Here is a 13,705-nt window from a genome sequence, read left to right on the forward strand (position 1 = left end):
CATTATCTTAATTCAAGCACCACTACAGAAGCAGGAGCAATTTTCAGATTTATTTGTTTTCCTTTCAATGAAGCTCCATTATATGTTGCCGGCTTCACTTTTTCAGGTTGCTGAAAGCTGTTATGATCCTGCAGCCTTGCTGAAGAAAGAATACGTCCTTTTACAGATTTAACTGAAAGGCCATCTATGCCAATATTTATCTCCCTGGCATTGGATGGATCAATATTCACCAGAGATATGTGTGTTACGCCAGCCTTATTTTTTGATGCGGATACAGACACCGCATTCATGGTATCCTTGCCAGCGATGTAAGTGGGACTAGCAAAGTCCAAGGGTATCATCGTTGCGTCCTGGTGCACATTGTACATTTCCATAACATGGAATGTGGGAGTAAGTAATATCTTTTCCTTATTAGTAAGTATTACAGCCTGCAGCACATTAATGGTCTGTGCCAGATTCGCCATACGTACCCTGTCTGCATGATTATTAAAAATATTTAACGTTACCCCTGCGATCATTGCATCACGCATTGTATTTTGTTGTTGCAGGAACCCTGGGTTAGTACCAGGATCACCTTCATACCATCCTCCCCATTCATCCACAACCAGCGCTACTCTTTTCTTAGGATCATATTTGTCCATTATCGCTGAATGCTTGGTTACCAATTCTTCCATCTTTAATGCTGATTTCATTGTAGCTGCATAATGCGCTTCAGTGAAATCAATAGAGGGACCTTTCTTGGCCCAATCGATTACAGCGTAATGGTGAAGTGCCACGCCTTCCAACATGTGGTGGGGGATATCGCGCATAAGCACTTCAGTCCACTTCAAATCTCCTGAATTGGCACCGGAAGCAATACGAAACATTTTATCGCTATTGCTCCAATCGGTCATGAAGGTTGCATACTTACGGTACTCATTGGCGTAATACTCGGGAGTCATGTTACCACCACATCCCCACGCTTCATTTCCCACACCCCAATAACTTACATCCCATGGCTTATCACGGCCATTTTCCTTACGCCATTTACTCATGGGACTTACCCCTTCAAAATTTACATACTGAACCCAGTCTATCAGTTCCTGCACCGTACCACTCCCTACGTTTCCGGCCAGGTAGGGCTGTGCGCCGATCTTCTCACACATATTCAGGAAATCATGTGTACCGAAACTATTATCTTCTGTAACTCCTCCCCACCACCTGTTAACTATTGTGGGTCGCTTTTCACGGGGGCCTACACCATCCTTCCAATGATAAGTATCGGCGAAACAACCACCAGGCCAGCGAAGTACAGGCACTTTCAACTTTTTCAACGCCTCAATAACATCATTACGTACGCCTTCAGAATGTGGAACAAGTGTGCTGGTATCACCAACATAAAACCCACCATAAATACAGGTGCCCAGGTGTTCCGCAAAATGACCGTAAATATTCTTATCAATTACGTGCTGGGCTTCGGATGGACGAAGTGATACATTGACCACCTGTGCCTGCAAAACATTTATTGAATTGAAAATAATGGTTATTGTAAAAGCTGTCTTTAAGAGCAGCCGAACGAGGGTGGCAATCGTTAGGTTCATGCAAATATTTTATGTGGCTTATTAATTGTTAAATATACACTTTTATAGAATTAATACATAGAAAGGGAGGGTTAGGAGGATCGGGAACAATCCTCCTGCCATTCTCCCAATAAACGACTGATGCTTGCTGTATGAGAAATATTTAATAACTGCTATTTTGAATCCATCCCTTATTTATCTCTATCTCTGACTGAGGAATTGGAAAGTATTCACGCCCAGGTTGGTAGGAATTGAATTCAGGATCCCTTTCCTTGAGCATGGCCAGTTTTACAGGGTCCTTAAGCCATCCCCAACGATTGATATCATCAAACCGTTTACCTTCAAGACTGAGTTCCAATAATCTCTCGTGTGCAATCTGATCACGCATCTGCGCTTGAGTCATTGCGGGCTTTGTAACCGATAGATCAGGGAGACCAACTCGATCTCTAACAAGTTTGATCCACTGGTATGCCTCAGCAGTTGCACCTGTTTCATTCAGTGCTTCAGCATACATGAGTAATACATCCGCATAACGAAGGAGTCTCTCATTCATGCCTGAACGCCAGTCAAATTCATTTGGTTTGGTTTCGTCATTCTGATATTTACGCACGAAGAGATCATTCAGGTCGGCAGGATTATTTGCATAGGCCACAGAGAATTCCTGTCCGTATACTGTAACACCCGGGGCATTAAAGAACATGGTTGCACGCAAGCGTGGATCTTCTTTGCCATCAATTGTCTTTTCTTCATTGAAAGAATTGAATGCAGCCCTTGTTGGTTGAACATCCACAAAGCCAAATCCACGGGGGCCATAGGTTATTGCTCTTGCGCTGTATTTACCCCAGGAGGATGACGGGGTGCCGCCCCAGCCCAATTCTGTTCCTCCAACACTTCCATCAAACTGAACTTCGAAAATTGACTCGATATTATTTTCGGAATTTTCTCTGAAATTGTCGCGATAATTATCCACAAGGTCATAAACACCAAGGTCAATCACTGCCTTGAAACTTGCCGCCGCTTCGGGCCATAGTTTATTAAAAAGCTGAGCCTTGCCCAGGTAAGCCAGTGCAGCACCTTTGGTGGCCCTTCCTTTATTACCCTGGTCAGGACCATTTACGCCATCATAACTTACCGGTAAGAGACCAGCCGCGGCATCAAAATCAGCCATCGCTTTAGCCCAACCGGCTTCCGGGGTTTCCTGAAGCATATAATAAGCGTCCTTACTAGCTGGCAGTTCAGTAGGATAAGCAACATTTCCCCAGAAATTGGCGAGATGGAAAAAATATAATCCACGCAGGAAATGGGCTTGTCCCAATATCCTGTTCTTTAATTCTGCGTCCATCTCGATCTGTGGAACATAATGTAAGACCTGGTTGGCCTTTGACACCCCTTCATAAAAGGCACCATAAGACCAGCCATAAATTGCGCCATCGGCAGTGTTGAGAGCAAATTTGCCGGTATTGTACATCTGAAGCCAGGGACTATTACTTTTTGCATCGTCCCCACGTGTATCCATCATGAGTGGTGTGGAGCGCATATAGCTTCCATCGATGATCAGGCTGCTGTAAGCAGCATTTACTCCCTTAATAGCATCATCTGCCGTTTTCCAGAAACTGGCGGAGGTAGGTGCATTAGGATTAACGAGTTCAAGTTTTTTCTCACAGGCTGTGAACCCTATTGTTGCTGCGGCAATCATTACCGCATATATTTTTATTGTTGGCATTTTCATTTCGATTTTTTTGAAATTTAGCGACCTTAAAAACCTGCCTGCACACCAAACATGTACGTTCTTGGGTTAGGCCATGAACCAATATCAAAGCCCCTGCTATAGAGACCATCGCTCATGAAATCAGGATCATATCCTTTGTAATCAGAAATTGTAAGAACATTCTGTCCTGAAATATAAATGCGGAGTGAATTAAGGATCTTAGTTTTTCCCAGGATACCAGCTGGAAGTGAATATCCAACCTGGAAATTCTGAAGCCTTATGTAATTGCCGCTTTCAACATGGCGATCAGACAATCTGTTATTGCCGTTCGGATCACCTATTACCGGGCGGGGAACATTTGTATTCGTATTTTGAGGTGTCCAGTAATTCAGGTAATCGGTATGGTAATTAGCATATAAGCCAAGCATAAGGTCATGGTAGATTCCATTCACCACCTTGTTACCTCCATGCCCCTGCCAGAACATTGAAAAATCAAAGTTTCCGTAGCCGGCTCCGGCATTGAATCCAAAGTAATATTTCGGAATGGCACTACCCTGGTAAACCCTGTCGAGGTCATTGATAACATTATCTCCATTTGTATCCACAAATCTAACATCACCGGGAGCCGCATTCACCTGCTGCGCATGCTTGGCGATATCTTCCTGGCTATTGAATAACCCTGCTGTACGGTAAACAAAAATATCTCCTACTGAACGGCCAACTTCAGTTTTGCTGCCGGCACCATAAATAGGGTCATCATTATCACCCAGCTTCAGCACTTCATTCTTTACAGTGTGCATATTCGCATTCAGGTTATATTTGAATTTCCCCACCTGGCTACGATAACCAAGATTGAATTCGAAACCACTATTACGCATAGTCGCAGCATTGGAAATCACATTGGAGGGGAATGATCCAACCGTTAATGGTATAGGAAGAGGGAAGAGAAGGTCCTTATTTGTATTACGATAATATTCAGCGGAGAAAGTAAGCTTCTCATTCATTAAACCCGCATCAACACCAACATATGATGTTACTTTCGTTTCCCATTTCAATGAAGGGTCAACAACATTTACAGTTGTAGTACCAGGTGCAAGTACGCCGTTAAAAACATAAGACGCATTGGTATTCACGAAAGCCTGATAGGCGTAATTGGGAATATTCTGGTTTCCAAGTTCACCATAGCCACCCCTTATTTTCAGCGAACTGATAACATCTGGCAAACGTAACCACTGCTCATTATGTAAGTTCCAGGCGCCTGCAGCTGAGGCGAAATTACCGAAGTTATTACCAGGTGCGAACCGTGATGAACCATCCCTTCTGAAATTCACCGTCAGCAGGTAACGATCATCGAAATTATAATTCAGTCTTCCAAGATAGGAGTAGATATTGCTTTCCTGGTAGCCACTTGAAACTGTTTTTCCCTCAGCGGGCGCTTGTTCAAAATTGGGATAGTATGGCATTGTAAGACCACGTGCACTGGCATAAATTCCTTCTCCGCGATCGTACTGATATGTTATTCCACCCAGGAGATCAAATGTATGCTTATTCAACTCCAGTTTGTATGTTAACAGATTCTCGATAAGTGAAGTATTATTAATACCCCGGTTATCACGAAGGAGCGATAATGTATTGGTATAGTATGTACCCATTTCAAACTCTGGTTCGAACCAACTGTCTTTCCAGTCTGTGCGATCATAACTTAAGTTGAGCCTGTATTTTAGTCCCTTTGCCAATGCCAGCTCTCCCCAAAAGCTTCCAAGCATCCGGGAGCGGTTGTTCTCATTATCAAGTAGTGCATTCATTCCTATCACATTCAGCATGATACCCCTGTAAATTGTTTCTGCGGGTCCACCATATCCACCAATATGATTCGGATCCTTAACGGGTATAGTTGGGAAAGCGGTAACCAGACTGGTGACCATTCCACCAAATACAGCACGTGAGCCCATATCATTGAAAGGCGCCACTTTACCAGATTGGCTGTAGGCAACTTTGGCCCCATAGGAAAATATTCCCTTCTTCCCGCCCAGGTTTGCATTAAGGGTATAGCGATTGTATTTCTGTGGACCAGTATATGTTCCCTGCTGGTCGAAATAGCCAAGGGAAACGCTATAAGTAGCCGCTTCGCTTCCACCAGAAAAACCAACATTATGATCCTGAATCAAACCTGTTTGAAAACCTTCCTCCTGCCAGTCGGTGTTAACATCATCCACAAAACTTGCACTGGATGGATCATTGGCGGGTGCAATTCCAAGACCTGCATTCAACTCGGCCGCAGTGACGATCTTCTGGTATCCAACACGATCAGTAACAGACAATTTTTTGGGATTATATTGTGCGCCCACATATCCGTTGTAATTGACTTTGAGTTGTCCAGCCTTCCCCTTTTTAGTAGTGATGATAACTACACCTGTGGCCGCGCGTGCCCCATATATTGCACCGGCAGAAGCATCCTTCAATATCTGAACACTTTCAATATCACCAGGATTGAAATCAAATGGAGCTGTTACCGGAACGCCATCCACAACAAAAAGTGGATCATTGTTCTCAAAGGAACTCACCCCTCGAATTTTGATACGAACATACCCCCCTGGTTCTCCCGAACCATGAACGGTTACACCTGATACCTGACCCTGAAGCATTTTCGCAACATCATAGGTTGCTGTTTTCTTAGCATCATCTACCTTAACCACACCAACCGATCCGGTAAGATCCTTTTTCTTTTGTGTACCGTAACCTACAACGATAACATCATCCAGCGTGCCTACTGCCTCTTCAAGAGAAACACGAATGGCCTGGCCAGCACGCACGGTAATGCGTTGTTCCTTGAAACCAACATTTGTTAATTGCAGAATGTCGTTCTCTTTAGCTTCAATGCTAAATCGACCATCCTGATCAGTCATCACCATCGCACTACCGCCCTGGAGTGAAACAGTTGCACCAACAATGGGATTACCCTTTATATCGGTGACTCTTCCTGTTACTGGAGTGGATTGTGCGGAAACCTGCAAAAAGGTTAAAGTGAGAGAGATGCAAAGCAGTATGCACCGAAATTTTCGTGTGACAAGCAATCTCATAAGTTTTTTTTAATAATGGTTCACAATGCAAAAAACAACATAAGGAAATACGATTTCCTTGCACTAAAATAAATGTATTTTTGACATTTATTAATATTTAGCCAAATTATTTTAAAATATTTTCAGGAGTAGATTCTCAAATCCCTGCACCCACCAATAATGCATATCTATTAAATAGGTAAGCGCTATTGTTGTATCTTTTTGTTAGAATCTTCTATATAATGAAACACCTAAAGCTGTCATTATCAATATTATTTGTCATTTTAACACTTATAACCGGTGTATTGGATGAACAAAACATATCACGTACCTGTCCTCATGGTTGTTAAGTGGTAAATTTTAAAGCTGCTCTGTTTAGATCATGGGAATTTGCTTATGCCGCTGTGTAGAATTGCGTTAAATGCCTCTTTACAATTCTTATCTTTAACGCATGTCATCATTCATGCGGCTATCCCAACTCAGCCTGCTAATCCAGGAAACTTTGCAGGATAGTTTTGCTTATAAACGATTTTGGGTAATAGCGGAAGTAATCAACCACAGCTTTTATCGCCAGAAGGGATTTCATTATTTTGACCTGGTTGAACGTGAAGGCGGGAACTTTAAAAATCAAACTAAAATCGCATCTGGTAACGCTAATATTATTACAAAACTCGCCGCTGTTGCATGGAGTACAGGGGCGACAAGGATCAAGGCATTTGAGAATGAAACTGCCCAAATATTCACCAATGATATTGAAGTACTGGCTGAGGTGTCAGTTGATTACCATCCGGTATACGGACTTAAACTTACCCTTCTGGATATTGATCCCCGCTTTACAATGGGCCAACAGGAACAACAAAGACAGGCTACCATTGAAAGACTGTTAATTGAAAACCCTGATTATGTTTGGCGTAATAGTGATGGTAGACTAGAGACTTTTAACCAGGAGCTCGAGATTCCACTTGTTATCCAACGTATAGCTATCGTGAGTTCCCGAAGTGCTGCGGGATATGAAGATTTCCTGCATAGCCTTGAAGACAATCCTTTTCACTATAAGTTCACAATTGATGGCTTTTTTACCACCGTGCAGGGTGAGCAGAATGCACCAGCGCTGGCTGCCACACTAGAAGAGGTTGCAGAAGCTGCGCATCAAAAAGGGGTGGACTACGATGCCGTGGTGATTATTCGGGGAGGCGGCTCCGCTACCGATCTTTTACTTTTCGACATGTATGAAATAGCTGCAGCTGTTGCGGCATGCCCATTCCCTGTTGTTTCTGGAATTGGCCATCAGAAAAATGAGAGCATCACAGATATGATGGCTCATACTTCCCTTAAAACACCCACAAAAGTTGCCGAGTATATCATCCAGCATAACAGGACATTTGAACAGGAATTACTAACAAGTCAGCAGTCTGCAATCATTTATGCCCAGCAAATGTTGGCCGCAAGCAAGCAAGAACTAACACAATTGCGGGCCGCTGTACTTTTCCAATCTCAAACCCTGCTTTACCAGCACAAACAATCACTTATTCTATGGAAAAATATGTTCGCCCAGAGGCCAGTCCAGCTAATCTCAACAAAAAAAAATGAGTTATTCCACACGATCACTACACTCCGGGTTCATAACCGGAATTTTTTAAAGCAGCATCAATCCAATATTGATAACCTGATCAGGCTTTTCCGTATGGCATCTCCTGAAAATCTACTGCAGAGAGGGTTTGCACTTATACGACATAATAATAATTTTATGTCGAGTGGGAGAGGCTTTAAGAAAGGTGATCTTGTTGATATAATTATGGCCGATGCAGAAATAAGTACAACTGTTAATAGCAAAAAAATACCTGATGGAAACCCATTTGACCTATGAGTCGGCCTATGCCGAATTGCAAGAGATAGCAACGGAGATAGAAAATGAAACAATCACTGTTGATCAACTTGCACAAAAGCTAAAGCGCGCGGCCGCCCTGATTGAATTTTGCCAGGCAAGACTTCGATCAACAGAAACGGAAGTGAATAAGATTATCGGAAATATGGAATGAGAACAAAAAAACGCGCTTCAATACAAAAGTATTGAGAGCGCGCTTTGGAATTCGACCTTCAGGACTGCTCCATGCGGGTCAAAAATCTTTATTCAGCTGCTGTTTCATTGATAGATTCTGCAATTTCACTTAGTAAGCTGTCGGCATCTTTTTCATTGTCAAGAATTCCACCAAGAATATCACGGGCTTCTGTGTTGCCAAGTACTTTTGCAAAGGTGGCAAGAGAGCCATAGGATGCAATCTCATAGTGCTCAACCTTTTGTGCTGCCATAATAAGGGCTGCATCACGGGCTGGACCGGCATCATGCTCTTCCATAACTGATTCTGCTTCTTTACCAAGTCCTTCCATGGCGTCACATTTTTTAGCAACGGCCTTTTTACCTATAAGTTCAAAAACCTGCTCAAGCTTAGCAACATGCTGCTCTGTTTGGGCAAGGTGGTCTTCAAATGCACCTGCCAATTCTTCGTCCTCTGAAGCTTTTGCCATTTTAGGCAGTGCCTTCACAAGGTATTTTTCTGCCCAGTACATGTCTTTCAGGCCATCTTCAAAGACCTTACTAAGATCTTCTTTCTGCTCACTGGTCATTTTTTTACGTGGTGCGGCGGGTGCCTTCTTAGTCTTTTGCATATGCTTAAATTTTAAGGTTATAATCGTTACTTATAACTTAAAATAAGCATGCCGCTATATTATAGATCAAAGGTGGGGGAACACCGAAACATTTTGGGAAAAATTACTCTCAGTGCCGTGAAACTACCCCTAAATCCCGGAAATAATCCAGAGGATCTACATACTTTTTATTTTCTGTATTCAGGTAAATATTATCGGCTATAAGATCTTCAAGCCGGGTAAGGGGAAGGTCTTCAATAGTAGGGGACCGCACGCAATATTCTTCTATAATGTAGGTAAGCTGGTTCATGCGGCCCAGCATCTGCTTGCTACTGGTTTTGCCAACAACATAACCATCATCAATTAAACCCAGTTCTCTGTCAATGAATTTTTCCGAAAAACCGTTTCGGCGTAGTAAGAGCAACAAACGTTCTTTGAACATACAATGTGTTGCCTGCAATGTTTTGCCATGAACAATCACTGTTAAACCGGAGGGCTTGTGCATGTACAATACCAGCATCTTGCCAGGAAAACAGGTCCGGATCAGTTTTGCATACCAGGTATGCAATTCCTGTCCGGGGGATGGCTCTGAGATGTATAATGGCGCTTTTAAGCGCGACGCATTTAAAAGTTTATGCACCGCCTGGATGATGATCATTCTTAAAGATAATAATTGGCACCTATTATCCGCTCAACTGTTCAATGGAAATTGGAATATCTCTTCCATAAGCACCCATTTTTGGCCCGGCTCCGCCCAGGGAAGACGCTGCTGAAACCTTTCCATCAGATCTTCCCATTCACGCACGCGACTATTTAAGGCATCAGCAGCAGCTTTCGCCTCAAAAGAAAAACCGGGAATGGTCTCCATAATCATGAATAGCCTGTTTCCCGTGCGGTAGATTCGCATTTCCTTAATACCGCTATCCCTAAGACTGTCCAGAACTTCAGGCCAAACCGCCTGGTGATATGACTCATATTCGGAAATGGCCTGAGGATCATCTTTAAGGTCGAGCGCTAGAGTGTATCTCATATTCCGGATTTTTATGCCTTCCTATTCATAAATCATTTTTATCACTGTATCGTATGGATCTTTTTGGATGCCATCCAATCCAATTGTCAATACTTTTTTCTTGAGTTCGTATGGGATGGATTTGCCATTTGCGAGAAGCTTTAGTGACTTCAGTTTCTTGTATGGAAAATTCTCTAGCCGGATTTCGCTGGCAGAGGGGTCAAGAACATGAAAATAAAATGCATCTGCCGATCTTGTTACTGTACCCCAACTTTCCTTAGTAATACCCGCACCGCGAGTGCTGTGGATACTTTCAGCGTTTACTTCCATCCATTTCCCAATGGAATCAAGCCTGTTTATAAACTCCGGTTGTATTACACCGTTGGGCATTGGACCAACATTCAAAAGCATGTTAGCATCAAGTCCCGCAGCTTTTACCAGTAACTGAATCATTTCCCTGGTGCTCTTATAATTCCGGTCGGTGATATTGAACCCCCATGAGCCATTCATCGTTATGCAACTCTCCAGCGGAAGGGCAGAAATGCTGTTTGGGTCTGTACCCCATCCGGTAGTGTTCTGCCCCGGAAGGTCCTGTTCAAACATCTGGAAATCTTCACCATCAATTGGCGCCAGATGATGATTGTTGCCTATCAAGGTACCAGGTTGCAAACGATGGATCAGGGCATAGATCTCATCATACTGCCAGTTCACCTTACTTTCACCTTCCCATTTCTTGGTGGTCTCATTAAAGCTGACCTGGTCCCAATGTCCATCAAACCAGATGCCGGCTATAGGTCCATAATTGGTTAACAACTCCGTCAACTGGTTCTTCATGAACTGGATATAATCGCCCCAGCTGCCCCTTTCTGTACGCCCTGTTCCCTGGCCGGTTCGGCCCGTCCAATACTGATAATCGGTACGGTACCAATCCAACAGAGAATAATATAAATAGAGTTTGATGCCCTCCTTCCGGCACTCATCAGACAGTGCTTTCAATACATCCTGTCCATATGGTGTATTTGTGATCTTCCAATCGCTGTACTGGGTATCCCAGTTACTGAAGCTATCGTGATGCCGCGTTATGAAAGTGATATATTTCATACCGGCAGCCTTGGCAGCAGCTACCCAGGTTGCAGCATCAAACTGCGACGGATTGAAAATCTGTTGCAACTTCTGGTAATCAGGAACCTTAATGTTTCTGTTGTTCATCACCCATTCCCCGTCACCCAGCACACTGGAAGCACCCCAATGAATGAACATCCCGAATTTATCAGCCTGAAATGCCTTCCTTGCCGCAATTACTTCCGCGCTTGGCTGGTATGGCTGGGAAATCAATTCATACGGCTCAAACAAAGCCGCCACCATTAAACCTGTAGCAAGGGCCACATTCCTTAATTGCGAACGCATATCGTTAGGGCATCCATTTGAGGGTGCTGCTATCAAACTACAAACTTTCTGCTGAACAGCCTTAGGGAAAATGGCAGGAGTTAATATTTTCCCAGTAAATGTCAAAATACACCAGTTTCACCTTTTAAAAACTTGAAATAGAATATCGTAACTTTTCTTCAAACTGAAATATGAAATTGCAGGTATCCCTTTCTGTTAGACTCCTTATCTTTCTGTTGCTGCAATCACTATTCCTTAGTGCCCAGCCTTTTGACATCATTATCCGGAATGGTAAAATAATCAACGGCACAGGAAATGCCTGGTTCAGGGGGGATGTGGGAATTATTAATGGCAGGATTATCAGAATAGGAAATCTGGCTGCCGAAAAGGCAACAAAAACAATAGATGCAGCGGGACTTATTGTAGCCCCGGGTTTCATTGATGTGCATGGCCATATTGAGGGAAGCATCCTGGAACGCCCTACCGCAGATAATTTTATCTATGATGGCGTTACCACAATTATAACTGGCAATTGTGGGGGATCAGCGAATGATCTCTCGCAGTTTTTCTTATCTCTCGATAGTGTAAAAACATCACTAAATATTGCCTCACTGGTAGGCCATAATACAGTTAGACGATTAGCAGTAGGATTGGAAAATAAAATTATTACTGAATCGGACCAGCGCAAAATGGACAGTATTGTTGCAAAGGCAATGCAGGATGGAGCAGTTGGACTATCTACCGGCCTGATATATCTTCCTGGTATGTTTTCAAAAACCGAAGAAGTGGTTAGCCTGGCAAAAGTTGCAGCAGCTCATCAAGGAGTATATGCTTCTCATATACGCAGCGAAGGAAACAATGTTGCTGAAGCCATCAGAGAGGCGATCAATATTGGTAAAGAGGCTGGAATCCCTGTTCAGATCTCACATTTTAAAGTGAGTGGAAAATCAAACTGGGGCCGTTCGAGTGAAACATTGTCTTATATCGAAGAAGCCAGAAAGGGAGGATATGATGTTACAATCGATCAATATCCTTACACAGCCAGCAGCACCAATCTGAATACACAGTTACCGGATTGGGCACAGGATGGCGGAGCGGACTCAATCCGTTTGCGATTTGCTAATGCAGCTATTAAAGAGCGCATCGTTAGCGAAATGATTACTCAGATGAAAAAAAACAAGTACAAAAATTATAGCCATGCAGTTGTGGCCCGTTTCTCCGCCGATAGTAGTTTCAATGGAAAATCAATTTCAGAAATAAATAAAATAAAAGGCAGGAAACCGAAATTAAAACAAGAAGTGTTAACGGTTATAGATATGATCGATGCCGGTGGCGCCCAAATGATTTATCATAGCATGAATGAAAATGATGTGCGCCATTTTATGCAATATCCCCACAATATGGTTGGGGCCGACGCAGGTGTATCAAATGGACAGGGAATGCCGCATCCTCGTGGGTATGGCAGCAACGCAAGGGTACTTGCAAAATATGTAAGGGAAGAAAAGATCATAAGCCTGGAGGAAGCAATACGACGGATGACTTCCCTTGCAGCGCAGAAATTCAATCTTAAAAACCGCGGACTTATAATGGAAGGTATGGCTGCCGATATTGTTGTTTTTGATGCCGAAAAAGTAACCGACCGTTCCACATTTGAACAGCCTCACCAGTTCTCGGAAGGATTCAGGTATGTAGTTGTGAACGGGCAAATGGTTATTGATGAAGGAAAACATACTGGTACACGAAGTGGTAGCTGCCTGTATGGACCAGCTAAACGTTAGGCAGAGAAATTGGTGCCCTGGCCCTTATGTTTATATCATGCTCTGCCAACTGTGATAGCCTGTCATCAATCTGCTTTTCATTCACTTCAGCTTCATGAAAAACAGCAGCGAACTTTTCCATCCCCAACGTATTCGCAAATGCAGCCGCAGTTCCGTAACTACTAATCTTGTAATGATTAATTTCCTGGATACAGGATAGCAAACAGGCATCACTCACTTCAGGATCAGCACATTGTTGTAGTTTTTCGTTGCACGATTGAATAAAGGCCTGCATTGGTTTACTCGCTAATGCCTGGGAAAACATTTTCTCTTCAGCAAAAAAACCCGTTAACACTACGATATGTTTCTCAATAAAAATGAGGTATTTGGATAGTACTTCTTTCAATTTGAAAGCATTCGCCCGGTTGGTCCAATCGTGGATGACCTGTTTCAACTGCATCTCACCGCTAAGAAGATTACGTGCATCATAATCGAGCAGGTCATGAAGATTGCTGATCTCTTTGTTAAGCGCTGCCATAGAACTAAATTTAGGATGGTCAAGCTATGAAAATACTTTCTGC

At 43.1% G+C, this 13,705-nt stretch carries 11 protein-coding genes; 3 read left to right on the forward strand and 8 right to left on the reverse strand.

Features of this window, described 5'->3' with window-relative positions; all coding sequences use genetic code 11:
- Positions 1 to 2 precede the first annotated feature (2 nt).
- The 3 genes from V6M43_RS07030 to V6M43_RS07040 all read right to left on the reverse strand — a co-directional run bounded on the left by V6M43_RS07030 (position 3) and on the right by V6M43_RS07040 (position 6,347).
- On the reverse strand, positions 3 to 1,580 hold the full coding sequence (locus V6M43_RS07030; protein WP_332733679.1) for an alpha-N-arabinofuranosidase: 1,578 nt from the start codon (positions 1,578 to 1,580) through the stop codon (positions 3 to 5).
- 142 nt (positions 1,581 to 1,722) lie between these two features.
- Positions 1,723 to 3,282, reverse strand: a complete 1,560-nt coding sequence (locus tag V6M43_RS07035; protein WP_332733681.1) for a RagB/SusD family nutrient uptake outer membrane protein — start codon at positions 3,280 to 3,282, stop codon at positions 1,723 to 1,725.
- A 32-nt stretch (positions 3,283 to 3,314) separates the two neighbouring features.
- On the reverse strand, positions 3,315 to 6,347 hold the full coding sequence (locus tag V6M43_RS07040) for a SusC/RagA family TonB-linked outer membrane protein (RefSeq protein WP_332733683.1): 3,033 nt from the start codon (positions 6,345 to 6,347) through the stop codon (positions 3,315 to 3,317).
- Between the two features lie 430 nt (positions 6,348 to 6,777).
- On the opposite strand from V6M43_RS07040, the gene xseA reads away from it, so the two are divergent.
- Positions 6,778 to 8,193: an exodeoxyribonuclease VII large subunit gene (gene xseA, locus V6M43_RS07045; protein ID WP_332733685.1), complete on the forward strand. Its 1,416-nt coding sequence runs from the start codon at positions 6,778 to 6,780 to the stop codon at positions 8,191 to 8,193.
- Positions 8,171 to 8,365 carry an exodeoxyribonuclease VII small subunit gene (gene xseB / locus V6M43_RS07050; protein WP_332733687.1) on the forward strand — a complete coding sequence of 65 codons (195 nt, stop codon included), beginning with the start codon at positions 8,171 to 8,173 and terminating at the stop codon, positions 8,363 to 8,365. The genes xseA and xseB overlap by 23 nt, the downstream gene beginning before the upstream one ends.
- A gap of 88 nt (positions 8,366 to 8,453) precedes the next feature.
- On the opposite strand, the gene V6M43_RS07055 is transcribed toward xseB, so the two are convergent.
- The 4 genes from V6M43_RS07055 to V6M43_RS07070 form a co-directional block, all read right to left on the reverse strand.
- On the reverse strand, positions 8,454 to 8,993 hold the full coding sequence (locus tag V6M43_RS07055) for a ferritin-like domain-containing protein (RefSeq protein WP_332733688.1): 540 nt from the start codon (positions 8,991 to 8,993) through the stop codon (positions 8,454 to 8,456).
- Between the two features lie 109 nt (positions 8,994 to 9,102).
- Entirely contained in the window at positions 9,103 to 9,630 is a 528-nt protein-coding gene (locus V6M43_RS07060; RefSeq protein ID WP_332733690.1) for a DUF6933 domain-containing protein, read from the reverse strand.
- 33 nt (positions 9,631 to 9,663) lie between these two features.
- Complete coding sequence (locus tag V6M43_RS07065; RefSeq protein ID WP_332733692.1) at positions 9,664 to 10,002, reverse strand: L-rhamnose mutarotase; 339 nt, start codon at positions 10,000 to 10,002, stop codon at positions 9,664 to 9,666.
- Positions 10,003 to 10,023: 21 nt separating this feature from the next.
- Entirely contained in the window at positions 10,024 to 11,388 is a 1,365-nt protein-coding gene (locus V6M43_RS07070; RefSeq protein WP_332733694.1) for an alpha-L-fucosidase, read from the reverse strand.
- 170 nt (positions 11,389 to 11,558) lie between these two features.
- Between V6M43_RS07070 and V6M43_RS07075 the strand changes: the two genes are divergently transcribed.
- Positions 11,559 to 13,145 carry an N-acyl-D-amino-acid deacylase family protein gene (locus V6M43_RS07075; RefSeq protein WP_332733696.1) on the forward strand — a complete coding sequence of 529 codons (1,587 nt, stop codon included), beginning with the start codon at positions 11,559 to 11,561 and terminating at the stop codon, positions 13,143 to 13,145.
- Here V6M43_RS07075 and V6M43_RS07080 read toward each other — a convergent pair.
- Complete coding sequence (locus tag V6M43_RS07080) at positions 13,135 to 13,662, reverse strand: YciE/YciF ferroxidase family protein (RefSeq protein WP_332733698.1); 528 nt, start codon at positions 13,660 to 13,662, stop codon at positions 13,135 to 13,137. The genes V6M43_RS07075 and V6M43_RS07080 overlap by 11 nt on opposite strands.
- Positions 13,663 to 13,705 lie beyond the last annotated feature (43 nt).

Origin of the sequence: Flavihumibacter sp. (genome assembly GCF_036676075.1) — a bacterium.
Lineage (GTDB): Bacteria > Bacteroidota > Bacteroidia > Chitinophagales > Chitinophagaceae > Flavihumibacter.